This is a genomic window from Nocardia sp. NPDC023733 (genome assembly GCF_040639775.1).
GTDB lineage: Bacteria > Actinomycetota > Actinomycetes > Mycobacteriales > Mycobacteriaceae > Nocardia > Nocardia rosealba.
Genome location: NZ_JBFAAN010000001.1, coordinates 525002 through 551613 on the forward strand (window position 1 = coordinate 525002; position 26612 = coordinate 551613).

Consider the following 26612-nt stretch of genomic DNA (forward strand, 5'->3'; position numbering starts at 1 on the left):
CGGCTACGGTCGGAGGATGCGGATCGCGGTTGTCGGGGGCGGAATCAGCGGGCTCGTCGCGGCGTACCGGTTGCGGCAGCGCCTCGGTGCGAGCGTCGATATCGTCGTGCTCGAGCAGCGGGGGCGCGTCGGCGGGGTGTTGCATACCGGCGAATTGGCCGGGGAGCCACTGGATTTCGGGGCTGAGGCGTTCGTCGGGCGCAGACCCGAGGTGATCGAGTTGATGGGTGAGCTCGGTCTGGACGATCAACTGGTGCGGCCAGCCGGAAAGCGGCCCTTGGTGTGGGCAGGGGGGAGCGCGCATCCGCTGCCGGGGCGGACGTTGATGGGCATCCCGTCGGACGCCGAATCGCTGCGCGGACTCGTCGACGACGACACCCTGCACCAGGTGGCGACCGAGCCCGACCGGCCTCTGCGGTGGGAACCCGGTTCGGACGTGGACGTGCAGTCGCTGGTGGCCGAACGGTTCGGTCGGCAGGTCGTCGAACGCAGTGTCGATCCGCTGCTCGGCGGGGTGTACGCGGGGATCAGCGCGTCGATCGGTGTCCGTGCGGCGCTACCGACCCTCGCCGCCGCCCTCGATCAGGGCGCCCCGAATCTCACCGACGCAGTGCGGAAGGCGATGCCCGCACCCAGCTCCGCACCTGTTTTCGGCGGGCTCCGCGACGGGTACGGCGCCCTGCTCGCGGCACTCATCGAGGCATCACGGGCCCGCCTGGTGACCGACCTGCCCGCGACACGGCTGGCTCGCTCCCCGCAGGGCTGGGTTGTCGATCCCCTCGGCGCCGTCGATGCGGTCGTCCTCGCGACGCCCGCCCCCGTCACCGCGCGCCTGCTGCACTACGTCGCGCCCGATGCCGCCGCCCTGGCCGACGGCATCGAACTGTCGTCCTCGGCGCTCGTCGCGATGGCGCTACCGAAAGACACGGCGCTGCCGGACAATTCGGGCATCCTCGTCGCCACCGGAGAACCGTTGCGCGCCAAGGCGTTCACGCTGTCGAGCCGCAAATGGCCGCACCTGGCCGCCCGCGATGTCGCACTCGTCCGAGCCTCGTTCGGCCGCTTCGGCGACGAAAAACCTCTCACCTGGACCGACGACGAACTCATCGCCGCCGCCGTCGAGGACCTGAGCACCGTCACCGGCACCACGATCACCCCGCACGCCGCCGTCGTCCAACGCTGGCCCGGTGGCCTACCCCAGTACGCCCCCGGCCATTCCGAACGGATCGCCGCCCTCGAAGCCGCGACCGACCCGCTCGAAGGTCTCGCCCTCGCGGGCGCCTACCTACACGGCGTCGGAGTCCCGGCTTGCGTCGCCACCGGCACTGCCGCCGCACAACGCATCGCGCACAGCATTGGTCACTGAGATCGCCGGACATCGCAGTTGGCGAGGTACCGCGTTGCCCGCGCCGAAGCTGTTCACCCGAACGGAGTTGTGGGCGTCGACGAGCGAATCAAGATCACCACGCTCTGGTGGCGTTCGCTTCTCGGCCGATGCCGCCGCCAGAGCGTGGTGAGCAACCGTCCAAGTCCGGAAACGTGCGGAACTAGTGGTGCTGGGCGATGTTGATGACGTTTCCGTCGGGTGCGCGGACGAAGAATCGGGTGATTCCCCATGGTTCGGTGGTCAGTTGGTGGACGATCTCGAATCCTCGCCGCTGCGCCTCGGCCAGCGCGGCCTCGACATCGTCGACTTTGATCGTCACGACCGGGTTCTCCGGTGCGCTCGCGTCCCGCGTGACGACCTGGAGGTGCGCGCCCGTCTCGGGTGAGGTGAATCGCGCCACCCAGCCGAGGTTGAACTCCTCGTGGCTGAGGCCGAGATAGTCGGCGTAGAAGCTTCTGGCGGCGTCGATATCGGCGACGGCGAGATCGGCGACCACACTGATGACGCGCATGGATCCTCCTGTGCAGAGTTTGTCGGTGACAGCGCGACCGTACGCGGCCCGAAGACTCCGGTCGATGTCAACGCGAACCGCGTCTGCCCAGCTCCACGACTGACATGACGCGAACAAGCGCCGAAGCCGAGCCGGGCTGGAGTGCGCAGCCGACGAAGGCGCAGCCCCAGCACTTCGCGCATGCCGATCGCGGCGTGTCATCCACCATCGGCGATAGCGTTCCTGCATGATCGCCCGCTGTGACCTGTCCCGCTGAGCGACCGACCCTGATCCTCGACCCCGATCTCGGTCCCGTCGAACTACACGCGGGGGAGGCGACCACCGTGACCGCCGTCTTCCGCGCCGACGAATCCTCGCCGTGGCGTGCGGTCGAGCCCCACCTGGACTGATCCCGGGCGCTACGCGAAATCCGCGCAGTGGCACCATGGATTCATGGCGCGACTCGACTACCAGGCCCTCAATTCCACCATCCGGTACCTGATGTTCTCGGTGTTCCAGGTCCAGCCGGGCGTACTCGGCGACGACCGGGCGGCGGCGATCAAGGAGGCGCAGACCTTCTTCGACGGGCTGGCCGACAAGGGTGTGGTGTTGCGCGGCATCTACGACGTGGCCGGGTTGCGTGCCGACGCCGATTTCATGCTGTGGACCCACGCCGAACGAGTCGAGGACCTGCAGGCCGCCTACGCCGATTTCCGGCGCACCACCGAGCTGGGCAAGGCCAGCGCCCCGGTGTGGAGCAATGTGGCCGTGCACCGCCCGGCGGAGTTCAACAAGAGCCACATCCCGGCGTTCCTCGCCGGTGAGGACCCGGGCAACTACATCTGCGTGTACCCGTTCGTGCGGTCCTACGAGTGGTACCTGCTGCCCGACGAGGAACGCCGCAAGATGCTCGCCGACCACGGCAAGGCCGCCCGTGGCTACCCGGACGTGCGGGCCAACACGGTGAGCTCGATGGCGCTCGGCGACTACGAGTGGATCCTGGCGTTCGAGGCCCCCGAACTGCACCGCATCGTCGACCTGATGCGCGACCTGCGCGCCACCGAGGCCCGCCTCCACGTCCGCGAGGAGATCCCGTTCTTCACGGGTCCCCGCGTGGAGGTCGAGCAGCTCGTCAACGCCCTGCCGTAAGCCCTACGCTTTCGGCTCGAGCTTGAGCGCGATCGAGTTGATGCAGTAGCGCTGGTCGGTGGGGGTGGGGTAGCCCTCGCCCTCGAAGACGTGGCCGAGGTGGCTGTGGCAGTTCGCGCATAGCACCTCGACCCGGCGCATGCCGAGCGAGTCGTCGGGACGCAGGATCACCGCGTCGGAATCGGCGGGGTCGAAGAACGACGGCCACCCGCAGTGCGAATCGAATTTCTCTGTGCTGCGGAACAATTCGGCACCGCAGGCACGGCACGCGTAGACACCCTCGGTCTTGGTGTCGGTGTATTCGCCGACGAAGGGCCGCTCGGTGGCGGCCTCGCGCAGCACGGCGTATTCCTCGGGATTCAGTTTGGCCCGCCACTCCTGCGGCGTCAGCTGGATGCGCGGCGCGGGCAACGAGGTATCGGAACTCATCACTCCACGCTAATGGTTTCGCGCCGCGCGCGCCGAAAAGCTACTTCAGGGCGGGTTCGCGTTCCTCGACCGGTGCCACCGGATCGTCGCGGTCGGGCGCCGGTGCAGGCGCTGGTTTCTCCTCGACGCCGTCTCGCGAGTCGGGCGCCTTCGCCATCCAGGCCGGGTCGATGCCGAACTCCAGCCTGCCTTCGCGGCGGGCGGCCAGGTAGCGGTCGCCGAGCACGCAGAACACCACGATGAGCAACAGTCCCCAACCGAAGGTGACGCGCAGGTATTCGAGCGTGCGCCCGATGTCCTGCCAGCGGTCCGACAACCATTTGTCGTAGGTCATGAACCCGAAGATCGCCAGCCAGGCCGGCCAGTTGCGCAGCACGGAATTGCGCAGCACCACCGACATCAGGAACGGGAACAGCATCATCGAGTAGTACATCTGGCCCAGCGAGGGCAGCAGGAAGTACGCGGTGAGCAGCACACCGGAGAACGTGGTCACGAAGAACAGCTCGTCGTGGCGGTAGTAGCGCCACAGCAACCAGAGCGACACCGCGACGACCGCGCCCATCGTCACCTGTACCAGCAGGATCAGCCAGTGCGGCAGCCCGAAGTAGGCACCGTTGCCACCGACCGAACTGTTGAAGTAGTCGCGGGTCTTGGCCAGGTACGGCAGCACATGGGTGAAGAACCGTTCGGGATCCTTCGACAGCGGCCAGGCCAACGCGGTGAGCCCGACGGGCACACCGATGGCGGTGATGAGCACCTTCCATTGGCCGCGCACGACCGCGACCAGCAACAACGGCGCAAGCGTCGGTTTCACCGCGATACTGAGGCCGAGAATGGCCCCGGCCCATAGATCACGCCGCCGCAGCAACAGATGGATGAACGCCAGCTCGGCCAGCAACAGACACCCGTTGACATTGGTGAACACCAACGTGTTGATGACCGTCTCGGAGGCGAACATCGCCAGCAGCAGCGCGGGCGCGGCCACCGAGCCGATGCCGAACTTGAACAACCGCAGCAGCAGGTACCAGGCGAGCAGGATCGCCGCGGCGTTCAAGGCGATGAACAGCCACCGCGACAGCTCGTACTCGATGACCGCGACCGGCGCGATCACCAGGGTTCCGCTGGGCGGGTACAGGTAATGGGGGTCGACCGAGTCGAAGTTGGCCGTGTACACAGGCCTGCCGTTCAAGAACTCGAACGAGGCGTTGTACACCGGGCGATAGTCGTCGGTGACGAAACCGTTGATCGCCTTGATGAAGACACGGTTCAGCACCGTCATGACCGCGAACGGCCACAATGCGAACTTCATCACCTCGGCGGCGGTGCGAGCGGTGCGGGGCTCGAGCTGTCGGAACAACACTGGGGCACGGTACACCGGATCGGGTTGCGATGGTGTCGCCGGACCCGTCCGACGCGCCGCAACGCGCCGGTCGGATGGCGATCAGGCGGGGCAGGCGCCGCCGTCGGCGGGCAGTTTCCCGTTCGCGAGGTAGGCGTTGACAGCCTGCTGCGCGCACCCGGAATGCGCGACCACCGGATGCCCCCAGCCCTGCCAGGTCATGGTGGCGTGCCGGGCACCCGCGGCGCCGAGCGCGCCGGTGACCGAGGCCGCGGCACCGCCGACGACGGGGTCGGCGGCACCGGCGAACACCAGCACGGGCAGCGACAGTTCATCGGGCAGCGGCGGGGCGGTGGAGACGGGCCAGGCCGAGCACACCATCAGCCCGATCGCGGCGGTGCGACCGAAAACCGGATATTTGCCCGCCCAGGTATCGGCCAGTTCGCGGGCCCGATCGGGGGTGGGTGGTTGCTGGCTGTCGGTGCAGCGGTTCACGAACTCGCCGTCGGACGAGATCGCCGCGGCCTCACGCCCGACCAGTGCGACCAGCGGCCCACGATCGCCACGGTCGGCCGCGGCGAGGATGTCGGCCAGCGCGGTGACCCGGGTGTTCTGGTCCCCGCGCGGGCTCGACAGGAAACCGGTGAGCGCGGTCGCCAGATCGGCGGCCGTCACCTCGCCCAGTCCGCCGGACGTCGCCTTGTTCATCAATCCGACGACGGTCGCGCGCGGATCGGGTCCGAGGGCGCAATTGGCCGCCTTGCAGCGCTGGGCGAACGCGGTGAGCGCGGCTTCGGCGCCGGTGACGCGCGCCTCGGCCATGGTCGCGGCGTCGGCGCCCACCGGTTCCGGTGCGTCGAGGACGAGCCGGGCCAGGTGGTCGCCGTAGCGGCGCGCGTAGCTGAGCGCGACCTTGCCGCCGTTGCCGGCGCCGAGCAGGTTGATCTTCTCGACCTGCCACTGCTTGCGCAGCTGTTCGATGTCGTCGGCGGCGTGCGGTGCGTCGAAGGTGCCCTCGTAGGGCTGCAGGAAATCGCGGCAGGCGATGGTCGCGTCCTGACTGAACCCGGCGACGGCACCGACCTGGTCGGCGTTGCCCACTCCGGTCTGCCCCAGATCGGTCAGTACCGCGCGCAACTGGGCCGGGATGCAGTCGATGGGCTGGGAGGCGCCGATCCCACGCCGATCCACCGCGACGACCGGCTGCGCGGTGAGCAGCGCCCGGTTGGGACCGATGGCCAGACCGGCGAGGGTGGAGGCCGAGGACCGGTCGGCGCCGGAGGTCAGCACCAGCGGGGCCACATCGGTGGGAGTCTCGGGCAGCCGGGCCCGCAGGGCACCCGCGCGGAAGGTGCCGAGCACGGTGCCCGCGGTGTCGATGGGTGTCGAGAAATCGGCGCATTCGAGCACGAGTCCGGCGGGCACGTCGCCGAAGGCCAGCGAGCTGATGGTCGACTCGGTGCAGTCGCGCCACGTGAGATCGGATTTGGGCACCTCGGCCGTGCCGAGGTCCTCGGTCGCCGCCTCCTGGGTCGCCACTCCACCGGCACCCGGCCGTTCCACCGCGACGACGGGCCGATCCGACGGTCCCGCCCCGCAGCCCGCGAGCATGATCGACAGTGTCGCGGCCGTTACCGCGGCCCGAGTCAAGCGCATGGCTACACCCTGCCAGGTTCGGCGCCGGGTTTCATCGACGGGCCCAGCGGGCCAGCACGGTGCCGTCGTCGTCGAGCACCAACTGCTTGCGTGCCATCGAGGTTCCGAATTGCTTCGCCGACAGCGAGATTCGCCCGCCCGCCCCGCCGACCAGCAGCGGCGCCGTGGTGAGGCACAGTTCGTCGACCAGGTCGGCCTCGGCCAGCTGACCGAACAGATGCGGTCCGCCCTCGCACAGCACCCGCAGCAAACCGCGCTCGGTGAGCACCCGCAGCAGCGCCGCGGGCGTGATCGCGAACTCCGCCGCGACCACCACCTGCGCGCCCGCGTCCTCGAGCGCGGCGACGCGGTCCTTGTCGGCCTGGGCGGTGGTGAGGATCAGCGGCGGGGTCTGCGCGTCGGTGAACAGCCGCGCCGCCGGATCGAGATTCGCGCTGCCCGACACCACGGCGATCGGCGGTGGGCTGCCGTCCTCGCTGCCGCCGACCCCGTGCCGGAAATGCGCCCGCCGGTGTTCGTCGTCGGTGCGGGCGCCGCCGTAGTTCTCGGTGCGCACGGTGCCCGCACCGACCAGGATCACGTCGGCGAGCTCACGCAGCAGCTTGAACACCAGCTTGTCGGCCGGGGTGGCCAGTCCCTTCGTCACGCCGTCGACGGCGAGCGCGCCGTCGATGCTGCTGACGAAGTTGGCCCGCACCCACGGCCGCTCCAGGTGCCTCGGGTACGCATAGCTCCTGGCCAGTGCGTCGGCGTCGAGATCTGCGAGCTGGGTCACATTAGGGATACGCTGCATAGGTACCGATGCAACCACGTCCGTACGATTCGCACATGCAAGAACGCCTCGTCGATCGCCACCCGGAGGTCCCGGCCGACCAGCTCGTCGCCCAGATGGTGCCCCCGCCCATGTTCGACGAGGTCAGCTTCGCCTCCTACATTCCCGACCCCAAGGAACCCAGCCAGGCGGCCGCGGTTCGCAAGGCCGAGGAATTCGCCGGTCAGGTCGCCAAGATCCACAAGGCCGCGTCGAAGAAGAGCCTCTTCGGCAAGAAGAAGGCCGTCACCGGTGCGGGCCTGTACCTCGACGGTGGTTTCGGTGTCGGCAAGACCCACCTGCTCGCCTCGATCTTCCACAGCGCGCCCGCGCCGAAGTCGTTCGGCACCTTCGGCGAGCTGACCAACCTGGTCGGTGCCCTCGGTTTCGTCAACGCCGTGGAACGGCTCTCCGCCAACAGCCTGCTGTGCATCGACGAGTTCGAACTCGACGACCCGGGCGACACCACGATGGTCTCGCGCCTGCTCACCGAGCTGTCCGCCGCGGGCGTCTCGATCGCGGCCACCTCCAACACCCTGCCGAGTCAACTCGGCGAAGGCCGTTTCGCCGCACAGGACTTCCTGCGCGAGATCAAGAAGCTCGGCGCCATCTTCGAGCCGGTGCGCGTCGACGGTCCCGACTACCGCCACCGCGACCTGCCGCCCGCTCCCGAGCCCACCTCGCCCGAGGTGCTGGCCGAACGGGCCGCCGCCACACCGGGTTCCACCCTCGACGACTACGACGCCCTGCTGAAGCACCTGAGCACCCTGCACCCCTCGAAGTACGGCGCGCTCATCAACGGTGTCACCTCGGTGTTCGTCTCCGGGGTGCACCCGGTGACCGACCAGGCCGTCGCGCTGCGCATCGTGGTGCTCGCCGACCGCCTCTACGACGCGAGCATCCCGGTCACCGTCTCCGGCGCCAAGCTCGACGAGATCTTCTCCCAGGAGATGCTCGACGGCGGCTACCGCAAGAAGTACCTGCGGGCAATCTCGCGTCTGCTCGCGCTGTCGCGGTTCGAGGCCGCGACCACGTAGGGGCTACAGCTTCCGTTCGAAGACGAAATCGTCGAGCACCTTGCTGCCGACGGTCATCGTCTTCGTGCCCACCCGCACGAACCCGTGCTTTCCGTAGAACCGCTGCGCGCGTTCGTTGTCCTGGTGGACACCGAGCCACACCGCGTCGGCGCCCGACTCGCGCGCGGAGTCGACAGCCGCGTCCATGAGCGCACCGGACACCCCGGTGCCGTGGTGGCCGGGCAGCACGTACATCTTGCTGAGCTCGACCACCGACCCCGGGCTGACCTGTGCGTCGATGGCCGGATCGGTCGGCCTGCCCGCGATCAACATGGCGTAGCCGACGATCTCGTCACCGTCGACGGCCTTGAGGACCGTGCGATCCGGGTCGGACAGGTACTCGCCGAAACGGTCGCCCGAGAGCATCTGGGTCAGGAAGATCTCGATGTCGGCCGGGTCGGCCTGCGGGGGACAGGCCAGCGGGAACGTCGCGGTCGCCACATCACTGAGAGCTTCGGCGTCCCAGAGTCCGGCCCGGTCGACGACGACGGAGCTGTTGGTCATCGTTCCAGTACAGCACGGGCGTGGCGGTGGTAGACAGCACTGTGGGCATCGCGGCGGTGGCACCGCGACGGCGGTCCCGAGTACTCTCCTGCCCATGACTAGCGGTAGCCGCATCGGGATCGTCGGTGCGGGAGTTGCGGGATTGGCTTGCGCGAAGGTGTTGAGTCAGGCCGGGTTCCCGGTCGAAGTCTTCGACCGAGCCCCTGACGTGGGCGGTGTGTGGAGCGTCACCCGCCGCTACCCCGGCCTGCGTTCACAGAACAGCAAGCACACCAACCACTTCAGCGACCACCCGATGCCGGAGGACTACCCGCGCTGGCCGGACGGTCAGCAGATGCAGGCCTACCTCGCCGGGTACGCGCAGAAATTCGGTCTCACCGGGAATCTGCGACTCGGCACCGAGGTGGTCGCCGCCGACCCGGTCGACAGCGGCTGGTTGCTCGAGATCCGCGACGGGATGGGTGTGCACCGCAGCACCTGCGATCACCTGATCGTCGCCAACGGTGTGTACAGCGACCCGGTGCTGCCGGACCTGCACGGTGCGGCCGCCTTCCGTGCCGCGGGCGGGCAGCTGTGTCACGTCTCGCAGTTCCACGACGCCGAACTGGCACGCGACCGTTCGGTGGTCGTCGTCGGGTACGGCAAGTCGGCCTGCGATGTGGCCGAGGCGGTGAGTCATCTCGCCGACGAGACCAGCGTGGTCGCCCGCAGGCTCACCTGGAAGATGCCGCGCAAGTTCGGATTCGGCACCGACTACGAACGATTGCTGCTCACCCGCGCGGGTGAGGCGCACTTCCCGTCCCGGTTCGGCCACCGCGCCGAACGCCTGCTCGACCGGCTCGCCCTGCGCGAGGCGAACCTCGACCTGCTGCAGGAACGGGTGACGCGCAAGCTGCGGCTGCGCGAGCTCGGCCTGGTCCCCGACGGTCCACTGGCCGAGATGGCGACCAGCAGCGCCGCGCTGGCCACCGAGGGGTTCTTCGATCAGGTCGAGGCGGGCCGCATTGCCGTGCACCGCGACGCCGAGATCGTCGAACTCATCGGCGGGCAGCACGGGCCCGCGGTCCGGTTGTCCGACGGGACGCTGAAACTGGCCGAGATCGTGGTGTGCGCCACCGGATATCGCCAGGAGGTACCGTTCCTCACTCCGTTCGTGCGCCGCTCGCTCACCGACGAGGCGGGCGACTTCCGGCTCTACCGCCACATCCTGCCCGTCGAGGTGCCCAATCTCAGTTTCGCCGGCTACAACAGCTCCAATGTGAGCGCCCTGAGCGCCGAGGTCGGCGCGCACTGGATCGCGGGGCTGCTCACCGGTGCCTTCGTGCCGCCGGTCGCCGAACTGATGAACACCGACATCGACGAACGCCTCGCCTGGTCGCGGGCCCGCAGCAACGGTGCCCACGCGCACGGTGCGTCGGTGATCCCGTTCTCGCTGGGCAATATCGACGAGATGCTCGACGACCTCGGCACCCCGCTGCCGCTGTCGGCCCGGCTCGGGCAGTGGGTGCGCCCGGTGCGCCCCGCCACCTACCGCGGCGTGCTGCGCAACCGCAACGCCGCCCCGGCGCCGACGCCGGTCGCGGTGGTCGAGGGATAACCGACACGCGGTGCGGCCGCTTGGTGGCGAACCGGGCGTTGGTGATAATCCTCGCGTGGAAGCGCTGGATCTGAACCTGCTGCCCGCCTTGGACGCGCTGCTGGACACCAACAGCGTCACCGAGGCGGCCCGGCGACTGCACACCTCCACCTCGGCGATGAGCCGCACCCTCACCCGGTTGCGTGAGGTGTTCGGTGACCCGCTGCTCGTGCGTTCCGGCAGGCATCTGGTGCCCACCCCGCGCGCCCTGGAACTGCGCCAGGACGTGGCGGCGCTGGTCGAGGCGAGCCGGGTGCTGCTCACCTCGCACGAGGGCGGCGGTGTTCGCAGGCAGCGGGACTTCGTCGTCCGCGTGGGTGATGCGGTCGCGGCGCGGCTCGCCGGACCGCTGCTGGGCGCGGCCGGGACGCAACTGCCGGGCGTGACGGTGCGGCTGCTGGCCGCGGACCCCGCCGACAGCGCCGTGGCCCTGCGCGACGGGCAGGTCGACATCGAAGTGGGTGTGCTCGGCCGCACCGACCCCGAAACCGTTGTGCAGCGGCTGTTCAGCGACCGCTGGGTCGGTGTCGCGGCCGCCGACCATCCCTTCGCCGCCGACCGCCCCACCGTCGCCGCCTACGCCTCCGCGCGCCACCTCGAGGTGTCACCCACCGGCCGCACCCACAGTCCCATCGACGACCGCCTCGCCCTGCACGGTCGCACCCGCCGCGTCGTCGCGACCGTCGCCGACCTGGCGACCGCGTTGTTCACCGTGGCGACCACCGAGCTGATCTGCCCTGCCCCCGCGGCATTGTCCCGCCCGGCCTGCCAGGCGCTCGGCCTGACCACCTTCGAGATCCCGCTGCCGTTGCCCGCCCCCGTCGTCGCCATTGCCTGGCATCCGCGCAATACCGCCGACGCCGGACATCGCGCCGTGCGCGAACTCGTCGCGACGGTACTGCGCGACGCACCGGAGGTGCCCGATGTGCGCTCGGTGGGAGTCGCCGTCTAGCCGAGGTCCTGGGTCGGCGGACCGAAGACGTCGCGGCGGCCCGGTGGCAGACCGGCGGAGCGCTTGAGCTCGTCGAGCATGGCCTGCAGTTTGTCCACGTGGGCGGCGGATTCGAGGTCGAAGGCGCGGTAGGTGCCGGTCACCGTGATGCCTGCCGGGTCGGTGGCCGTGGGGATCGGGGCCGGGCCGAGATTGTCGTCGGCGCTGGACGAGGTGTGGACGGCGGGCAGGTCGACCGCCGGGGCGGCGGGCCTGCCGTGCCGGGTCCCGGCCTCGTTGTCCGAATTGGTGAATCGCGCGGTGTTGTGAGCCGCCTGGGCCGCAAGCGGACCTGTGTTCGCGTCCTGTCCGATCGTCCGGCCGGTCTCCTCGGCGCTGTGACCGTGTGGTCGGCTGGACCGCTCGCCCTGGCCGTATCGGCCGTTCGCCGCTTCGTCGGACGGGCGGGATTGCTCGCCCTGGGTGATGCGGTCCGACGGCTGGTGCGTGCGGCCGGGATCGCCCGCCGCCGGTGCGGAGTGGCCCGCCTGATTCGGGTAGTCCGTCGGCAGGGCTGTTGCGCCGGACCGGTCGACGGATTCGGTCGCCGGGCTGGTTCGGTAGTCGGGTCCGCCGACCGACGGCCCGGACCGAGGTGCCTGCTCGAGGTGCTCCGACGGCGCGGTGGCTCGGCCGGCCACTTCGACCTGGTGGGCCGAATCGGCGGGTGGCGGGGCGACCAACCGGGCGGGGGCTGCCGGTTTTTCGCTGGTGGTCGAGTTGCGAGGCGTGAAGTCGGCGAAGACGGACTCGCCGCGGGAGTCCGTGGTGAAGCCGTTGCGGGCGTGACCGTTTCGCGGCGGGGTGGGAAGGGTCGTCTCCACGTCGTCGTCGAAGGACCACTGGATCCCGTTGGCACTGCCGTTCTTCGGCGCGGACGCCGACCGATCGGCGAACCCGTTGAAGGTCGTCCCGTTCGTCGCGACCCGGGCTTCGGCCGCGTGAGCATCTTCGGTCGGGACGATTCCGGCACGTTCTTGCTCACCCGGACTCGAGTGCCCACCCGTGCCGTTCACCGGTCCGCGCGCCGAGCTCGCCTGCTGGTCGTCGACGTGACCCGACGCAGGCGCGGCGCGGTGCGCGTCTTCAGGATCACCGACCCGCTCGCCCGCCGTGCCTGCGTCGAACGAGCTGTGCCGCAGGTCTTCCGATCCGCCGGCGTGTTCGGCGGCGGGGCGTTGGTCGGTTGCCACGTGGGGGACGGATCCGTTGCGCTGGGCCTGCGGATCGACTCCGTTGGGCGACCAGGTCACATTGCCGGAAGTGGTGTGGCGTTCGGTGCCACGGGTCTCGGTGGGAACCTTGCCGACCGGCCGGGCGCGTTCGACGCTCGCGAACCCGCCCGAAACAGGCGCGGCCTCCGCATCGTGGCGGCCGAGCTCATCGGTCGAATCGGGCAGCGGAACAGCACGATTCGCGGCGAGACCGACCCCTTGCGCCGCGATGTCGTCCGCCACCCCACGCGCAGGCGTCTCCCGCTCCGGCTGTGCGGGCAGTCGGCCGTTCACCCGCTGCGCATTCGGGACGGCTTCCCGCACAGTCGCTTCCGGGGCATGCGCACCGTTCACCTTCGGTCGCTGTGCGGTGTCACCGCGCGCACCGTTCGACGCACGGGCCGCCTGGGGTTCAGGATCGCCGAGCCCCGGCGACTGGACCGCGAACGCGGCGGTACGAGGCTCACCCTCCTCGTGCTGCGCGGCCCGACCACGTTCGCCCGCAACCACACCGCTGTGCGGTTCGGTCGTCGCGCGAGGGACAGGGGGAGCGGTGATGGGCCAGGTGGGATCGCCGAGGTGGTCGGGGACCGAGCGGCTCGACTGACGACGCTCCAGCGGTGGCCGGGTGGCTTCCTCGTGGGCGGCGGCCCGCTCGGCGGCCTCGCGGACTTCCCGTCTGCTGCGCCCGCGGGCGGGTGGTGGGGCCGGGTCGTCGCCGCCGTCGAGCGCGTCGAGCCGGGCACTGAGCCGGGAAATGTCCTGTGACGCATGGAAAGCCCAGGCTTCGAGGCGGCGGATGCGGAGCTGGTCGGGCACGTCCTCGTCGTCGCCGGGGAAGCCGGGGACCTCCTGGGCGACGCGCGCGGCGACGACATCGAGCTTCTCGCTGACCTCACGCAGCGCCGCGGCGATATTCGCCAGCATCGACCCGATGGTTTCGTCGTGCTCAGCGTGGTTCATGCACACCCTACTTCCGGTGGACGGCGAGCGTGCCCGCCTCGGCCGCCTGCGATCATATCCACCGGTGCCCGCCGACGCGTTGTAGTGATCCTCGGCCGGTGCGCCAGGCGACGCGCCGAACCTTTTCGTAATCGGGACGAAAAGGACCGGCAACCCGGCCGGTCTGTGTATCGAAATGATCAAGATCTTCGCCGGTCCGTGCGACGTTGGCACAATGAAAGGGCTTGATATACAAGCAATGTCGTCGTTGTGATCTCGATCACCACACGGCGACGCACCCGAGTGCGGGTCAAGGGGGCTGGCGGCGTGTCGGCGGCTGCGGGAACCTGAGTGCAGGTCGTGGGCGCGGGGCGTACGGCAGGCCCCGGTGAGGGAGTGATGGTGTGAGGACGAAGCGGCGAAGCGACACCCAGGTGGTGTGCGGACGGCGGGCGCTGCTCGACGAACTCGGGATCTCCGAGGGCGGTCGTCGCGCGGCGCCCGAACGCACCGGATACGGCTGTGGTTGCCCCGATTGTGTTGCGAAGCAATGGAATACCCAGCGGCTCGAACATTGGATCTGTGGCAGGCTGACGGCGGCGGGCGCCGACGAGGCGCAGGTCGACGCCCGGGTGGGCGATATCCCCGTCGACATCTACTGGCGCCGTGGCGAGCGGCGCGGCGTGGTCGAGGTGCGCAGCGGCCCCCTCGACATCACCGCCGCCCGCGCGCACCGAGAACGCCTGCGCGAGGCGGGCATCGACGACGTGCTGTGGGTGGTGCCGCGCGGGTACTGGGTGCCGCTGGTGCCCGCGGTCGGTATCGCCGACTTCGCGCCCGCCGGTGCCGAATACCGCATCGATCAGGGCATGCTCGCCGCCGGCGAGTCCGGTTTCGCCGCACCGGTGCGGGCGGGCTGGGCGCTGCGGGAGTTTCTCGAGGGCTGGGTGGCGGACGACATCGCCTGGGGTCATGTGGATGTGATGAACGGAGGGTGGGCCGAGGTGGGCACCTGGGAGAAGCACACGGCGGCGCAGGCCGCGATGATCGAACGTCAGCGCAGTCAGTTGCGCGACCAGCGAGTGGAACTGGCGGTGTCGCGACAGGCCGTGCGTGACAAGCAGCGGTTGGTGACCAGGCTGCATCACCGGATCGAACGTGCGGCCGCTGCGGCCGACGCCCACGCCATCACGCTGGCCGGCCTGCGCAGTGAGCTGGTCGCCCAGCAGCGGACCGCGGCGGGCCTGCGTGCCACGATCAGCCGGATGGACCGCACCCTAGATCAGTGGCAGTGGCTCACCTGCTGCGCGATGCTGCTGGTTGTCGCGGTGCTCGCCGGGGCGATGGTGATGCGCTGAGCCGCATCGGCAACCGGTCGAACTGCCAGTCGTTGCGCAGTACGAGGGCGGCCAGGTCGAGCAGGTCCAGGCCGGTCTCGGTGAGCACGGCGGCGAGGGCGACCCGGTCGTAGGGGCTGGTGGCCAGGTCGGTGGCGATGCGCTGTTCGGCGGCCGCGTCGACGGTGCGGGTGCGCAGTTGCGCGGTGCCGATCGCGCTGCCGGTCCAGGTGAGCGCACCCCAGCCGCGTTCGTGGGCGTGGGCGCGCATCAGTTCGGCCTGAAGCCTGTTGTGGTGGAACATGGTCCGGCCGAGTGGCACCACATCGATCAGCACTGTCCGGCCGTCGGTGAGCCGGGCGGCGACCGAGGGATAGTGCACGTGGTTCTCGCCCGCGAACGTGTAGGTGAGGGCGGCGGGTTCCTCCTGGAATGCCGCGACGGCCGGGCTGGCGTCGAGCGTGCGCAGCAGGCGGGCTACCAGCGCCGAGTCGTAGGCGACGTCGCGCCCGGCCTTGGCCAGGTAGAACCGGCCGCGTCCGTCGTCGTCGGCATCGGCCACCCGCGCCGAGACGGTGGGTAACGGGGCGGGGGAGCCGTCCGGCCAGTCGGTCCCCGCGAGCACCGCGTCCAGGTCGTCGACGTCGTCGTCCGGGGCGTGCAGTTTGGCGAGGATGCTCGCGGTCTTCTTCTGCCAGCCCAGGATTCGCTGCATGACATATCCGGCCACCCGCCGGGCGTCGGTCTGGTCGTGTCCGGCCAGGCGCAGCTTCAGATACGACCATTCCATGGCGACCAGGTCGGTGTCGGTCGCGTAGGTCTCGGTGAGCAGGGTGCGCACCAGGCGCAGATCGCCTGCCTCACGCGGGTATCGGTGTGCGAACACCTCGGCGGAGCGGTGTCCGGATCGGGAAGCCTCGCGCAGGATGCGCCCGATCGCCTTGGTGTAGAGCTGACGGGCCCGGTCGCGGGCGAGGTCGTAGCGGGCGCCGACGCGGGTGAGGGTTTCCGGGCGCTGACCGCCGATGCCAAGCCGCAGCCCAACCACCCGCGCCTCGCGGGCCGCGCGTTCGGCGTGGTCGACGAGCAGTTCGCCGACCAGCTCGTCGAGCTCCTCGAGCTCGAACGAGACGTCGGCGGCGATGTCGTGGCCCGGTTCTCTCATGATCGCGTCAGCGTAGCGGCGAACACCGACAATGTTGCGTCACAGCGACGTCAGGTACTCGCTGTAGAACAGGCACAGCCCCGTCGCCGAGGCGATGCCCGCCAGTACCCAGAACCGGATGATGACCGCCGTCTCCGGCCAGTTGTCGAGTTCGAAATGGTGGTGGAACGGCGCCATCCGGAACAGCCGGGTGTGGGTGGTGCGGAAGACGACGATCTGCAGCACCACCGACATGATCTCGGCGACGAACAGTCCACCGAGCACCACCGCGAGCAGTTCGGTGTGGCTGGTGATCGACAGCCCGGCCAGCAGACCGCCGAGGCCGAGGGATCCGGTGTCGCCCATGAAGATCTTGGCCGGCGCGGCATTCCACCACAGGAACCCGACACAGGCCGCCGCTCCCGCCGCGCTCACCATCGCCAGGTCCAGCGGGTCGCGGACGGTGTAGCAGGCGCGGCCGGGGGTGATCTCGCAGGAGTGGTCGTACTGCCACAGCGTGATCACCACGTAGGCGCCGAGGGTCAGGGTCATCGACCCGGCGGCCAGCCCGTCGAGCCCGTCGGTGATGTTCACCGCGTTCGACCAGGCGACCACCAGCAGCACCACGAACAGCACGAAGAACAGCGACGCGAAGGTGATGGTCGGGATGTCACGCACATACGACAGGTTGCGGCCTGCCGGAGTGAGTCCGGTGGCGCCGGGGAAGCGCAGCACCAGCACCGCGAACACGACCGCCGCCGAGATCTGCCCCAGATATTTGCCCGCCGCGGTGAGCCCGAGATTGCGGTGTTTGCGCAGTTTGATCGAGTCGTCGAGGAAACCGACGACGCCGAGCGCCGAGGCGAGCAGCAGCACCAGAACGCCCGACGCGCTGGGACCCGGTGCGTCCCACAGTGTTCCGATCAGATGCGAGCCCAGGTAGCCGCCCCACACGCCCGCACCGATGGCGAGACCACCCATCGTCGGTGTGCCGCGTTTGGTGTGGTGGCTGGCGGGCCCGTCGATCCGGATCTCCTGCCCGAAACCGCGCCGCGCGAACACCCGGATGAGCACCGGGGTGAGCGTGATGGTGATGAAGAGGGCGATGCCCGCCGACAACAGGATCTGTCTCACATTGCCCTCCGTCCCGCCTGATCCGCCAACCGCTGCGGCCCCGGCGGCGCCGTGCCGATCCTAGGGGAGGCCACCGGGTTGCGTCGCCGTAGTGATCGGGGTTACAGGCTCTTCGGTCGCACGGTCATGGTCAGCACGTCCGGGACCGCATCGAAGGCGCGACGTACTTCGGCGGCCAATCCTGCGGCAGTGCGGTCGTCGTCGGCGGTCCACGCACCGAGCGCGCAGTGGAACGCGGCGACCAGGATGTCGACGGCCAGGCGCAGATGCAGGGTGCGGTTCTCGTCCACGTCCAATTCGCGGTGCAACAGGGCGACCGCCGCGCGGCTCGTCCGATCGCAGAATTGCAGATTGTGCCCGGCCATCGACGGGGTGACACCGACGAGACGATGGCTCAGGGCAGCGCGCCGTGGCCAGTCACCGACGGCGACACGGTCGACGGCCGCCAGCAGCGCGTCCCGGAGCATGCGCAGGAGCTCGGTTTCCCGTGGTTCGCCGCGATCCAGCTCGGCCAGGAAGGCGAGCCAGATGTCCTGCAGTGGCGCCATCGCCACGTCTTCCTTGCCTGCGAAGGTGCGGAAGAACGTGCGCTTGGAGACCTCGACGGATTCACACAGCTCGTCCAGGGTGACGGCATCGAACCCGCGCTCGGTGAACAGCTGGAGAGCCGAGTCGATCAACGCGTGCCGGGTTCGCAGCTTTTTCCGTTCGCGCAGCGGCAACTCGTCGATCGCTACGTCCATCGGCTCAGCCTAGCGATGACCTGCAGCGAGTGCCACTTGACAGCAATTGCCACTCAGTGGCACTTTTGCTGCGCGGCTGATCTGCCGTGTTGCCACAAGAGAAGGTCCCTGGATATGCGAGCACTGCTGGTCGATCGTTCCGCCCCCACCGGACTCCGCCTCGGGTCGGCCCCGGACCCCGATCCGGCCCCGAATCAGGTGGTGGTGCGGGTTGCCGCGACTTCGTTGAATCACGGCGAGGTGACCCATCTCGTTCCGGGTGCCGATGCCGGCTCGGTTCTGGGTTGGGATGCTTCCGGGGTGGTCGAGCGTGCCGCTGCCGACGGGTCGGGTCCGGCTGTGGGCACACCGGTGGTCACGCTCGGGCCGGCTGGTGCCTGGGCCGAATTGCGTGCTGTGGACAGCGAATTCGTGGGGATCGCACCGGAAGGTGCCGACCTCGCAGCCCTCAGTACCGTGCCGGTGGCGGGCGCGTCGGCGTTGCGCGCACTGCACCGGCTCGGCCCGCTGCTGGGGTGCAGGGTTCTCGTCACCGGTGCGTCCGGGGCGGTCGGCCGTTACGCCGTGCAACTGGCGCGTCTCGGTGGTGCGGAGGTCGTCGCGATGACCTCGAACCCGGATGTGTATCGCGACAGCATGCGGGAGCTCGGCGCCGGGCAGGTGATAGCGGACCCCGCGGAACTCGATGGTCGCGTCGACGGTGTGATCGACCTCGTCGGAGGACCGCAGATGGTTGCCGCCTTCGAGTCGCTCACAGAGGGCGGGACGCTCGTCTCGGTCGGGCACGCCTCGGGCGCGCCGGAGCGGTTCCCGTTCGGCACCTTCTTCGGCGACGCGGGCAGGCACGACCGCTCGATCGTCACGTTCTTTCTGCTCGGCTGCCGCGATCTCGGCCGCGATCTCACCTGGCTCGCCGACCGGGTCGCCGCGGGTGTTCTCGACCCGCAGGTCGTCTGGCGAGGCGACTGGTCAGCCGCGGACGAGGCGGTGACGGCGTTGCGCGATCGCCGACTGCACGGCAAGGCCGTCCTGGAGCTGGGCTGACCGGCCCGCAACGCAAACAAGTCAGGCCCCCTCGAAAGGGGGCCTGACTTGTGGTGCGCGATACTGGGATTGAACCAGTGACCTCTTCCGTGTCAGGGAAGCGCTCTCCCGCTGAGCTAATCGCGCGAGGTGGAGACGGGAATCGAACCCGTGTGCACGGCTTTGCAGGCCGTTGCCTCACCACTCGGCCACTCCACCGCGCAAAGGAGGATGGCATATTACTAGTGCCTAACCTACCTCTCGAGCGGATGACGGGATTCGAACCCGCGACCCTCACCTTGGCAAGGTGATGCGCTACCACTGCGCTACATCCGCATTCACACTTCCAGAGGAGCTCGTCCCGGGGGCCTTGCTGCTCTCCGTGGTGCGATGAGAACATTAGCCGACGCGCGGCGAAGACTACAAATCGCCTGGTTAAACGGCATAAATGTGAATTACACGTGTGTTGTCCGTTGGCGCGGCGATGACGGGTGGCCGAACTTCGGGTACCGCGCCGCGCCCGCACGTTGCGGACCCTCCCGTCTGCCGGGCCCGAACTTCCCGTTCACAAGGCGATTTGGTGTCTCCCGGGTACCCCGTGCTAATGTTTCGTCTCGTTCGAGAGGCCGCACAAACAGCCCCTCGCAACCATCCCGGTCCTATAGCTCAGCGGGAGAGCGTCCGCCTCACACGCGGAAGGTCGCTGGTTCGAAACCAGCTAGGACCACAGTAAAGAAGCAGGCCAGCACTCTTTCAGTGCGGGCCTGCTTTTTCGTTTCCGGCGGGTGGGCACGCTTACGACGGCAGCCCCGTCGCGATACGGACGAGGTCGGCGACAGCCTTGGATCTGCTGTGCGGCGGCCAGCAGATGACCGTCGTCACGGGCGGGGCGTCCGGCACCGCAACGATCGCGAACGCATCGCTCAGCTGAGCCCGCAGCGACTCGGGCACGACCGCGCAAGCCCGCCCGAGCGCGATCAGCTGGATCAGCTGGCTGTAATTGCGAACCTCAGGGCCGGGGCCGTCCGGGAAACTTCCATCGCGCCGGAGCCAGCGCGGCAAAGGTAGATCCGATAATGCACCGACCTCCGCCATCGAAAGCTGAGATCGGCCGGCGACCGGGTGCCCCGCGGGCACCACAAGGACCTGCGGCTCGGTATGCAAATCCTCGGTGTCGAATCCAACTGTCGAGTCGTACGGCCGATGCAGCAGCGCGACATCGGCAGACCCGTTGCGCAACAGGGTTTCCGGTTCGCCGGGCCCGCACAGCATCACCTCGACAGGCACCGCGCCGACCTCGGCGGCGTACACGTCCAACAGCCTCGACAACAGATCGCTCGACGCACCGGCCTTGGCGGCCAGCACCACAGCCGGGCGCTCTGCAGCGGCCCGGCGAGTACGGCGCTCGGCGGCTTCGACCGCGTCGAGCACGACCCTGGCCTCCCGCAGCAGCACCGACCCGGCCTCGGTCAACGCGACCGCGCGGGCGGAGCGCCGCAGCAGCACCGTCCCGAGCCGCCGCTCGAGCTGCTGGATCGCCCGCGACAGCGGGGGCTGCGCGATGGCGAGCCGCCGCGCCGCCCGCCCGAAGTGCAACTCCTCCGCGACGGCGACGAAGTAGCGCAACTCCCGGGTCTCCACCGGCGCATCGTAACCAGCTGCCGCCACCGTCGATACCGCTGCGGTATCGCCGCCGACCCAGTCGGTATTGGTCACGCCGCCCGGTCGCACCGCAGCATCGAGGAGGTCGTCACCACCGGTGACGACCGTCGCTCGAACAAGGGAGTACCGATGATCAACGTCGCAGTGATCTACTACAGCCGCACCGGGAGCATCAAGGGGCTGGCAGAAGCCGCCGCCGAAGGTGCCACCAGCGCAGGAGCCGAGGTGCGCTTGCTCCCGGCCGACGCGGCAGGCAACACCGACCTGGAATGGGCCGACGTCGTCCTGTTCGGAACACCCAGCCATTACGGCACGATCGCCGCCGGACTCAAGACCTTCATCGACCGTACCGGCGACCTCTGGCGGACCGGCCGACTGGCCGACAAGGTGTACGGAGCCTTCGTCTCCAGTGCGAGCACGCACGGCGGTCAGGAGACCACCCTCTCCTCCTTCACGACGATCTTCACCCACTGGGGCGGGATCATCGTGCCGCCCGGCTTCACCGCCCCGGTGCCTGTCGCCGAACAGATGCGGTCCGGCAACCCCCACGGTGCCGGACACGTCGCCGGCTTCGGCAACCCACCAACGGAGTTCGCACTGGCCGCCGCCCGTTATCAGGCCGGACGCGCTGTCGGAGTGGCTGCCCGGCTGGCCTCGGCCACCGCATCGGCCGGTAACGAACCCGTGGGTAGCCATCTCGATGCTGTCTGCTGAGCCGTGATCCCGCGTTGCCCGGATTCGGCTGTTCCGCGTTCTGGACCGCTATGTTTTCCAATGAGCGCGTGATCGGGGCCGCAGGGCCGCGCCGACAGGCAACGAGGGCGGCGCGGAGCGATCAATGGACCCGGTGGACGCCGGATCACCCTCCTCACCAGGCGTCGATGCGGTCACGCGGAGCCCGTGCGAGATCGGTACGGAATGCCCGAATTCGGCCGAGGCGTGATCGCGCCATGCCGAGGGATCCGAGATGCGTTTGCTGAAAGTGTGCTGTAGGTATCCTTTGCGCGTCCTGATCGACCGGGCCGATCGATATCCGTTCGGCCTCATGAGAATCGGAGGTCTGCGCGCACATGGTTCCGCATCGCTCGGTCCCGCGTCCGGCGGTACTCACGCCCGGCGCTGCGACATCGCAATTCCGTCCCGTGCTGCTCGACGCGTCGAGCCGGGAAGGACTGCGCGACCTGGAAGCGTTGGCGGCATCGAGTGCTGTCGGCGCGGTGCACGACACGATCGAAGATCAGCTCGACGAACTGATCCGCAGCGAGGACCCCGCTGTCGCGCACTCGGCGGACTCGCTGGCGGCGGCGCGCCACCGGATCAGTGGCGAGACGCCGCTGTGGCGGTGGGGGACATGGGTGTTCTATCCGTGGAACGGCCGACTGGTGCATGTGCTGCCACGCGAGCAGTTCCAGCGGCTGCGCACCGATCGCAACCGCGACAAGATCGACCGGGCACAGCAGCATGGCCTGCGCGGGCGGCGGATCGGTGTAATCGGGCTGTCGGTGGGCAACAGCGCGGCCGTCACGCTGGCCATGGAAGGAGTGGGCGGGTCCTTTCGGCTGGCCGACTTCGACAACCTCGGGCTGTCGAACCTGAACCGGCTGCGGGCCGGGGTGAGCGATCTCGGTGTTTCCAAGGCCGTACTGGCGGCACGCCAGATGTTCGAGATCGACCCCTACCTCGACATCGAGCTGTTCACCACCGGGCTGACCGAGGAATCGATCGGGCCGTTCTTCGACGGCGCCGACGGCACCGCTGCGCTGGATCTGCTGGTCGAGGAATGCGACACGGTGTGGGCGAAAGTCGCCGCTCGCGAATACGCGCGGCGCCGAGGGATCCCGGTCCTGATGGACGCCAACGATCGCGGACTGCTCGACGTGGAACGGTTCGATCTCGAACCCCACCGCCCGCTGTTCCACGGCCGGATCGGTGCGTCCACCTCGTCCGATGTCGCGCGGATGGATCGCGGCGAATTGCTGTCGTTGCTGCTCGCAGTGGTCGACGAACCTCGGCTGAGCCCGGCGATGCGCGACGCCATCGGTGAGATCGGCCGCAGCCTGTCCAGCTGGCCACAACTCGCCTCCGGCGTGATGCTCGGCGGCGCCTTGGTCGCGGACACGGCTCGACGCATCCTGCTCGGCGAGCTGATCCCGTCGGGGCGAACCTATATCGACCTCGACGAACTCATACCCGCGCTGGGCCAAGGGATCTCGCCGGAATTCGTGCGGGCGATGGAGGAAGTCCGATGACCATCGACCTGCGCAACGTGGAACTGATCGGCGCGCGGCTGCGATTGCGTGATCTGCGTGCCGACGACCTCGACGTCTACCAGCGGATCTTCACCGACCCACAGCTGACCCGATACATGGGCACCGACAGCCTGGGCGTCCAGGCGGCCGCCGCGTCGTTCGACGCCGCCCTGCGCTGTCGGGGCGAAACTCCGCGGCGCAAGTACACCTTGGCGATCACCGCGCCGGACGACGACACCATGGTCGGCACCATCGGCCTGCTGGTGGAGGATTTCGGCAGCAACGCGATGATCGGCGGTCTGGTCGTCGTTCCGGAGGGCTCGCTGCGCGCGGGCGGAATCGAGGCGGGACGGCTCATGGCGGCATTCGCCTTCGGGCCGCTCGGAATCCACCGGGTCTGGGCGGGGCATCGGCACGATCATCCCGTGATGGACACGGTGATGGCGGGAGTGGGCTTGACACCGGAGGCGCGGCTGCGGCAGCTGTATCGCACCCAGGGCCAGTGGCGTGACGTATGCACCTATGCGGCGTTGCGACCGGAATGGGCTGCGACGGCGACGGCCGCCGAACGTCGAATCCTCGCATCGCGGCCCGCCGAGGCAAGGGAACACGCCGCCGCCGGGCGCTGAAATCCGTTGCGCGACCCTGCCGAATCGGGCTCCGGACTCGCCTCGGCGCGATAGCATCGCCGACTACAGGCCCCCGTGCAATCACCTTTGCCCGAATTGCCACCACCCGATACGCGCAGCGGCCGGCGACGGGAGGGTCTCCACCGCCGGCGAGGATCCGAAGTGGAGATCACCGATGGCAGTGCTGATCGATTCCGACTACTTCACGCCGGCGGACCGGCGGGAGGCGGTCACCGCCATCCTGCAGGAAGCCGATATCGGGGCGAACCTGCGGATGTGGGATTCGCCCGCCGAAGTGGTCAGCAGGCACCAGGCCTGGATGCTCGGCCCGATCGCGCTCACCCGCTCGGAGGTATCCGGTCACCAGGTCTGGCGCACCAGGCGGCATGAGCGGACGACGCCGAGCGACACGTTGACGGTCACCGTGCAGAACGGGCAGGTCCGCAGGCACGAACAATTCGGCGCGCAAACGCTGATCGAACCCGGCGCGTGCGAAGTGATCGACCTGGCGACCACATTCGCCTCCGGCTGGCACGGCCTCGGCGGAACGCTGTGCCTGCAGCTGTCGAGAGAACGCCTCGGCATCTCCCCGGAAACGGTCGTCGCGGCGCACGGGCAGCTGGCGGCATCGCCGCTGTATCCCATGGTCACGGCACAGATCCAGCATCTCGTCCGGATCGCCGACCAGCTCGAAACCGATCCGGCGGCCGCCTCGGTGGGCGAGTCGTGCCTGGAAATGGTTCGGGCGCTGCTGATCTCGGCGGCCGGTCGCGGTCCGGGCGACGGTGCCGCCATCCCGGAGCAACTGCTGATCGAGCAGATCCTCGGGTATGTGCGGACACACCTGTCCGATTCGACCTTGAAGATCCCCGCGATCGCCGCCGCCAACAACATCTCCGTGCGGCACCTGTACAAGGTGTGTGCCCAGGCCGGGATCAGCCTCGAGCAGTGGATCATCGAGCAGCGCCTGGTCCGGGCCCGTGACATGCTGGTAGACAGGGGTTACGCGCACCGGTCGATCGGTGCGGTGGCCGGTGCCGTCGGCTTCCGCGACGCCGCGCATTTCGCCCGGCGATTCCGCGAAGCGTTCGGCATGACACCACGGGACTGGCGCCGCAGCGCCACCGATCCGGACAACCCTCCGAAATAGCCGGATTCGGCGCCCGAATGCACGTACGTTTGTGCGTGCACAGTCAGTGGCCGTGCAGTCACAGCCTCCTTCGCGGGCCGATTCCCCGATACCTTTCGAATGTGGCTGCGCGAGACCGCATTAGGAGCTCGAGTGTTCGCCGATGGACACCCGCGCCGATGCGGTCCGTGCCGAGGGCATCGAGAGAGAGGGGAGACCATGTCGGCGATCGGCAAAGCGATTCGGGCGGCAAGGATGGCCTCCGGATTCACCCAGGCGGAGTTGGCCGACTGGATCGGAATTGCGGACGGAAACCAGATCAGCCGCTGGGAACGCGGTGTGGTGACACCCAGCGCCGACAATGTCTGCGAGTTGTCGAGAGTGCTGGGGGTGCGTCTCGACAGGTCTGTCGGAGACGCGGTGTCGTGCTGATCTGAACGCCGTTGCGCCGGCTCGAGGCAGGTCGGGTCGGCGCAACGGTCGGTGTTCGCCGCAGGTTACGAAACGACCTGTGAGCTCAGGTAGCTCAGGAGGATCGGGACGTCGTCGTCGTAGTCGATGTGGGCGCGGGATGCGTAGAAGTTGGCCATGTCCACACCTTGGCGGGCCAGTTGGACGAGTTCGTCGGTGGTGGCAGGGTCGGTGAGGCTCAGCAGGGTTCGGGTGGTCGCGTGGAGGTCGGCGCGGATGCCTGCGGCGACCGGGCCGAATACGGAGCCGGTGAGGTCGGCGCCGTCGGCGACCAAGGACGCCAATTCGGCAGCGGCCCCGATGTGGTCGTTGCGGTCGAGGGATTCCACCGCACGCCAGAGTGTTTCTTGAGTTCGGCCTGCTCTGTCGGCGATGCCGAGGAGATCGATGTGCGCGAGGGCGTCGGCGATGACACCGACTGCCGCCGTCCGTCCGGTGGGGTCGACAGCGGCAGCCGCGCGGACGACCTCGGCGACCAGAACTCGGTCCACACCCGCGGCGGCCTGGACCAAGGGTGCCAGGGCGGCGTTCACCGCATCCGCGGCTCGGCGCGCACTGCGAATATCGCCCGCCGTGATGAACTCCGGAAGACGAGTCAGGTTGTCGGTGATGGTCGGCAGATTCGCCGCGGTGGCGGTCCAGCCTGCCCCCATCGTGACGGCTTGCGCGATCAGATTGTTCGGATCAACCGTGGCGGGAACGAGATTCGCGATCGGCCCGGGATCACCACTGAGTACGCGGCCGATCACCGCGAGGAACGGGGAGGTGGCGGAATCGAGGGCGCAGTACAGATCGCCGTCGGCGCACAGAGTGCGAACCCGGTCGGTCAACGCACCGAAATCGCGGTCCCGCGCCCCGGCGATGCCGTAGCCGGGCTGCGGATCACCCAGGGAGAGCGTGGTATCCGGATCGCGATGCGGATCGGCCAGTAGCCCGACACCGACCACTCGATCGGCATCGATGGGACCGTCACCGTGCCCGATCTCCGTCGCGAGATCACCGACGCCGTCCGCACCTTGGCTGTAACCGGCCAGGACAACCCTCGTCGAGTCGCACAGGCCGCGCAGCATGCGATCCAAGCGAGACTCCAGGGTGCTCAGCGACTCCGCGTAGCTCAGGCCGAGATCGAAAGCGCTTGCGGCATAAGGGACATAGAGCACTGTGATGTCACGCCCGAACCGCTGTCGCAGGCCCTCACCGAGCGGCCGCAGCATCCCGACGGGCACCTCGGGATCGGCATCCGGCGTGGTCTCCCAGGTCCCCGGCGCCAGAATCGCCGTATACGGGGTACAGGGCTGCGCGCCGGGCGTTTCCGCCCGCGCGACACCGGCCACCGCGGTCCCGACCGCGACAACCGCGACGACCAACGCCACCACTCTGAATCTCGACAACCTCTTCATCGACCAATTCCTCTGTTGCCGAAGGATATTCGCGACGCGGCCGAACGCGCCGACCCGTCGTGACCAA

At 68.9% G+C, this 26612-nt stretch carries 25 protein-coding genes and 4 tRNA genes; 14 read left to right on the forward strand and 15 right to left on the reverse strand.

Annotated elements, in window-relative coordinates:
- The first annotated feature begins 16 nt into the window (after positions 1–16).
- Positions 17–1366 (forward strand): protoporphyrinogen oxidase, encoded by a 1350-nt coding sequence (locus tag AB0F86_RS02355; RefSeq protein WP_356984049.1) that lies wholly within the window; start codon positions 17–19, stop codon positions 1364–1366.
- A gap of 181 nt (positions 1367–1547) precedes the next feature.
- Here the strand turns inward: AB0F86_RS02355 and AB0F86_RS02360 are convergent, their stop codons facing one another.
- Positions 1548–1898: a VOC family protein gene (locus AB0F86_RS02360; RefSeq protein WP_356984051.1), complete on the reverse strand. Its 351-nt coding sequence runs from the start codon at positions 1896–1898 to the stop codon at positions 1548–1550.
- Between the two features lie 239 nt (positions 1899–2137).
- On the opposite strand from AB0F86_RS02360, the gene AB0F86_RS02365 reads away from it, so the two are divergent.
- Both AB0F86_RS02365 and hemQ read left to right on the forward strand, forming a co-directional pair.
- On the forward strand, positions 2138–2287 hold the full coding sequence (locus AB0F86_RS02365) for a hypothetical protein (RefSeq protein WP_356984052.1): 150 nt from the start codon (positions 2138–2140) through the stop codon (positions 2285–2287).
- Positions 2288–2330: 43 nt separating this feature from the next.
- Positions 2331–3026 carry a hydrogen peroxide-dependent heme synthase gene (hemQ, locus tag AB0F86_RS02370; RefSeq protein WP_356984054.1) on the forward strand — a complete coding sequence of 232 codons (696 nt, stop codon included), beginning with the start codon at positions 2331–2333 and terminating at the stop codon, positions 3024–3026.
- A gap of 3 nt (positions 3027–3029) precedes the next feature.
- Here hemQ and msrB read toward each other — a convergent pair whose 3' ends face one another.
- From msrB to AB0F86_RS02390, 4 genes are all read right to left on the reverse strand, one after another.
- Positions 3030–3455, reverse strand: a complete 426-nt coding sequence (msrB, locus tag AB0F86_RS02375) for a peptide-methionine (R)-S-oxide reductase MsrB (RefSeq protein WP_225280529.1) — start codon at positions 3453–3455, stop codon at positions 3030–3032.
- 40 nt (positions 3456–3495) lie between these two features.
- Positions 3496–4815 carry a glycosyltransferase family 87 protein gene (locus tag AB0F86_RS02380; RefSeq protein ID WP_225280530.1) on the reverse strand — a complete coding sequence of 440 codons (1320 nt, stop codon included), beginning with the start codon at positions 4813–4815 and terminating at the stop codon, positions 3496–3498.
- An 81-nt stretch (positions 4816–4896) separates the two neighbouring features.
- A complete protein-coding gene (locus tag AB0F86_RS02385) occupies positions 4897–6450 on the reverse strand; it encodes an alpha/beta hydrolase (RefSeq protein ID WP_356984056.1) in 1554 nt (517 codons plus the stop codon).
- A 31-nt stretch (positions 6451–6481) separates the two neighbouring features.
- Positions 6482–7243 carry a pyrimidine reductase family protein gene (locus AB0F86_RS02390; RefSeq protein WP_225280532.1) on the reverse strand — a complete coding sequence of 254 codons (762 nt, stop codon included), beginning with the start codon at positions 7241–7243 and terminating at the stop codon, positions 6482–6484.
- A gap of 35 nt (positions 7244–7278) precedes the next feature.
- On the opposite strand from AB0F86_RS02390, the gene zapE reads away from it, so the two are divergent.
- The gene (gene zapE, locus AB0F86_RS02395) at positions 7279–8298 is read left to right on the forward strand and encodes a cell division protein ZapE (protein WP_356984059.1); all 1020 of its coding nucleotides are present in this window, start codon (positions 7279–7281) and stop codon (positions 8296–8298) included.
- A 3-nt stretch (positions 8299–8301) separates the two neighbouring features.
- Here the strand turns inward: zapE and AB0F86_RS02400 are convergent, their stop codons facing one another.
- Positions 8302–8841, reverse strand: a complete 540-nt coding sequence (locus tag AB0F86_RS02400; protein ID WP_225280534.1) for a GNAT family N-acetyltransferase — start codon at positions 8839–8841, stop codon at positions 8302–8304.
- A 94-nt stretch (positions 8842–8935) separates the two neighbouring features.
- Here AB0F86_RS02400 and AB0F86_RS02405 point away from each other — a divergent pair, with 94 nt between their 5' ends.
- Positions 8936–10438, forward strand: coding sequence for an NAD(P)/FAD-dependent oxidoreductase (locus AB0F86_RS02405; RefSeq protein ID WP_356984062.1), 1503 nt, complete (start codon positions 8936–8938; stop codon positions 10436–10438).
- Positions 10439–10493: 55 nt separating this feature from the next.
- Positions 10494–11429, forward strand: coding sequence for a LysR family transcriptional regulator (locus AB0F86_RS02410; protein ID WP_356984064.1), 936 nt, complete (start codon positions 10494–10496; stop codon positions 11427–11429).
- Here the strand turns inward: AB0F86_RS02410 and AB0F86_RS02415 are convergent.
- Positions 11426–13645, reverse strand: a complete 2220-nt coding sequence (locus AB0F86_RS02415) for a hypothetical protein (RefSeq protein WP_356984066.1) — start codon at positions 13643–13645, stop codon at positions 11426–11428. The two genes, AB0F86_RS02410 and AB0F86_RS02415, sit on opposite strands and share 4 nt — an antisense overlap.
- A 383-nt stretch (positions 13646–14028) precedes the next feature.
- Between AB0F86_RS02415 and AB0F86_RS02420 the strand changes: the two genes are divergently transcribed.
- Positions 14029–14982 (forward strand): hypothetical protein, encoded by a 954-nt coding sequence (locus AB0F86_RS02420; protein ID WP_356984068.1) that lies wholly within the window; start codon positions 14029–14031, stop codon positions 14980–14982.
- Here the strand turns inward: AB0F86_RS02420 and AB0F86_RS02425 are convergent.
- From AB0F86_RS02425 to AB0F86_RS02435, 3 genes are all read right to left on the reverse strand, one after another.
- Positions 14921–16126, reverse strand: a complete 1206-nt coding sequence (locus AB0F86_RS02425; RefSeq protein ID WP_356984070.1) for a hypothetical protein — start codon at positions 16124–16126, stop codon at positions 14921–14923. The genes AB0F86_RS02420 and AB0F86_RS02425 overlap by 62 nt on opposite strands.
- A 39-nt stretch (positions 16127–16165) precedes the next feature.
- Positions 16166–17239, reverse strand: coding sequence for a phospho-N-acetylmuramoyl-pentapeptide-transferase (mraY, locus tag AB0F86_RS02430; protein WP_225280540.1), 1074 nt, complete (start codon positions 17237–17239; stop codon positions 16166–16168).
- A 101-nt stretch (positions 17240–17340) separates the two neighbouring features.
- Positions 17341–17982, reverse strand: a complete 642-nt coding sequence (locus tag AB0F86_RS02435) for a TetR family transcriptional regulator (RefSeq protein WP_356984071.1) — start codon at positions 17980–17982, stop codon at positions 17341–17343.
- A gap of 114 nt (positions 17983–18096) precedes the next feature.
- Between AB0F86_RS02435 and AB0F86_RS02440 the strand changes: the two genes are divergently transcribed.
- Positions 18097–19026: a zinc-binding dehydrogenase gene (locus tag AB0F86_RS02440; RefSeq protein WP_356984073.1), complete on the forward strand. Its 930-nt coding sequence runs from the start codon at positions 18097–18099 to the stop codon at positions 19024–19026.
- 51 nt (positions 19027–19077) lie between these two features.
- Here AB0F86_RS02440 and AB0F86_RS02445 read toward each other — a convergent pair.
- The 3 genes from AB0F86_RS02445 to AB0F86_RS02455 form a co-directional block, all read right to left on the reverse strand.
- Positions 19078–19152: transfer RNA gene (locus AB0F86_RS02445), tRNA-Val, on the reverse strand.
- Between the two features lies 1 nt (position 19153).
- Positions 19154–19224, reverse strand: a tRNA-Cys gene (locus AB0F86_RS02450).
- Positions 19225–19269: 45 nt separating this feature from the next.
- A tRNA-Gly gene (locus AB0F86_RS02455) sits at positions 19270–19341 on the reverse strand.
- A 319-nt stretch (positions 19342–19660) separates the two neighbouring features.
- Here AB0F86_RS02455 and AB0F86_RS02460 point away from each other — a divergent pair.
- Positions 19661–19732: transfer RNA gene (locus AB0F86_RS02460), tRNA-Val, on the forward strand.
- Positions 19733–19800: 68 nt separating this feature from the next.
- Here the strand turns inward: AB0F86_RS02460 and AB0F86_RS02465 are convergent.
- Positions 19801–20721: a LysR family transcriptional regulator gene (locus AB0F86_RS02465; RefSeq protein ID WP_356984075.1), complete on the reverse strand. Its 921-nt coding sequence runs from the start codon at positions 20719–20721 to the stop codon at positions 19801–19803.
- 75 nt (positions 20722–20796) lie between these two features.
- Between AB0F86_RS02465 and AB0F86_RS02470 the strand changes: the two genes are divergently transcribed.
- The 5 genes from AB0F86_RS02470 to AB0F86_RS02490 all read left to right on the forward strand — a co-directional run bounded on the left by AB0F86_RS02470 (position 20797) and on the right by AB0F86_RS02490 (position 25106).
- A complete protein-coding gene (locus tag AB0F86_RS02470; RefSeq protein ID WP_356984077.1) occupies positions 20797–21381 on the forward strand; it encodes an NAD(P)H-dependent oxidoreductase in 585 nt (194 codons plus the stop codon).
- Positions 21382–21737: 356 nt separating this feature from the next.
- Positions 21738–22916: a ThiF family adenylyltransferase gene (locus AB0F86_RS02475; protein WP_356984079.1), complete on the forward strand. Its 1179-nt coding sequence runs from the start codon at positions 21738–21740 to the stop codon at positions 22914–22916.
- The gene (locus AB0F86_RS02480; RefSeq protein ID WP_225280546.1) at positions 22913–23545 is read left to right on the forward strand and encodes a GNAT family protein; all 633 of its coding nucleotides are present in this window, start codon (positions 22913–22915) and stop codon (positions 23543–23545) included. Before AB0F86_RS02475 ends, AB0F86_RS02480 begins: the two co-directional genes overlap by 4 nt.
- A 175-nt stretch (positions 23546–23720) precedes the next feature.
- Positions 23721–24695: a helix-turn-helix domain-containing protein gene (locus tag AB0F86_RS02485; protein WP_225280547.1), complete on the forward strand. Its 975-nt coding sequence runs from the start codon at positions 23721–23723 to the stop codon at positions 24693–24695.
- Positions 24696–24893: 198 nt separating this feature from the next.
- A complete protein-coding gene (locus AB0F86_RS02490) occupies positions 24894–25106 on the forward strand; it encodes a helix-turn-helix transcriptional regulator (protein ID WP_225280548.1) in 213 nt (70 codons plus the stop codon).
- Positions 25107–25171: 65 nt separating this feature from the next.
- Here AB0F86_RS02490 and AB0F86_RS02495 read toward each other — a convergent pair whose 3' ends face one another.
- The gene (locus tag AB0F86_RS02495) at positions 25172–26545 is read right to left on the reverse strand and encodes a cutinase family protein (protein WP_356984081.1); all 1374 of its coding nucleotides are present in this window, start codon (positions 26543–26545) and stop codon (positions 25172–25174) included.
- Positions 26546–26612 lie beyond the last annotated feature (67 nt).

Excerpts from the sequence above, each read along its gene's own strand:
- AB0F86_RS02480 (WP_225280546.1), top strand. The coding sequence starts at position 22,913 with ATGACCATCGACCTGCGCAACGTGGAACTGATCGGCGCGCGGCTGCGA.
- AB0F86_RS02440 (WP_356984073.1), top strand. The coding sequence starts at position 18,097 with ATGCGAGCACTGCTGGTCGATCGTTCCGCCCCCACCGGACTCCGCCTC.
- AB0F86_RS02405 (WP_356984062.1), top strand. The coding sequence starts at position 8,936 with ATGACTAGCGGTAGCCGCATCGGGATCGTCGGTGCGGGAGTTGCGGGA.
- AB0F86_RS02385 (WP_356984056.1), bottom strand. The coding sequence starts at position 6,450 with ATGCGCTTGACTCGGGCCGCGGTAACGGCCGCGACACTGTCGATCATG.
- AB0F86_RS02495 (WP_356984081.1), bottom strand. The coding sequence starts at position 26,545 with ATGAAGAGGTTGTCGAGATTCAGAGTGGTGGCGTTGGTCGTCGCGGTT.
- AB0F86_RS02355 (WP_356984049.1), top strand. The coding sequence starts at position 17 with ATGCGGATCGCGGTTGTCGGGGGCGGAATCAGCGGGCTCGTCGCGGCG.
- AB0F86_RS02360 (WP_356984051.1), bottom strand. The coding sequence starts at position 1,898 with ATGCGCGTCATCAGTGTGGTCGCCGATCTCGCCGTCGCCGATATCGAC.
- AB0F86_RS02415 (WP_356984066.1), bottom strand. The coding sequence starts at position 13,645 with ATGAACCACGCTGAGCACGACGAAACCATCGGGTCGATGCTGGCGAAT.
- AB0F86_RS02475 (WP_356984079.1), top strand. The coding sequence starts at position 21,738 with ATGGTTCCGCATCGCTCGGTCCCGCGTCCGGCGGTACTCACGCCCGGC.
- msrB (WP_225280529.1), bottom strand. The coding sequence starts at position 3,455 with ATGAGTTCCGATACCTCGTTGCCCGCGCCGCGCATCCAGCTGACGCCG.
- AB0F86_RS02435 (WP_356984071.1), bottom strand. The coding sequence starts at position 17,982 with ATGGACGTAGCGATCGACGAGTTGCCGCTGCGCGAACGGAAAAAGCTG.
- hemQ (WP_356984054.1), top strand. The coding sequence starts at position 2,331 with ATGGCGCGACTCGACTACCAGGCCCTCAATTCCACCATCCGGTACCTG.
- AB0F86_RS02485 (WP_225280547.1), top strand. The coding sequence starts at position 23,721 with ATGGCAGTGCTGATCGATTCCGACTACTTCACGCCGGCGGACCGGCGG.
- zapE (WP_356984059.1), top strand. The coding sequence starts at position 7,279 with ATGCAAGAACGCCTCGTCGATCGCCACCCGGAGGTCCCGGCCGACCAG.
- AB0F86_RS02470 (WP_356984077.1), top strand. The coding sequence starts at position 20,797 with ATGATCAACGTCGCAGTGATCTACTACAGCCGCACCGGGAGCATCAAG.
- AB0F86_RS02400 (WP_225280534.1), bottom strand. The coding sequence starts at position 8,841 with ATGACCAACAGCTCCGTCGTCGTCGACCGGGCCGGACTCTGGGACGCC.
- AB0F86_RS02390 (WP_225280532.1), bottom strand. The coding sequence starts at position 7,243 with ATGCAGCGTATCCCTAATGTGACCCAGCTCGCAGATCTCGACGCCGAC.
- AB0F86_RS02490 (WP_225280548.1), top strand. The coding sequence starts at position 24,894 with ATGTCGGCGATCGGCAAAGCGATTCGGGCGGCAAGGATGGCCTCCGGA.
- AB0F86_RS02425 (WP_356984070.1), bottom strand. The coding sequence starts at position 16,126 with ATGAGAGAACCGGGCCACGACATCGCCGCCGACGTCTCGTTCGAGCTC.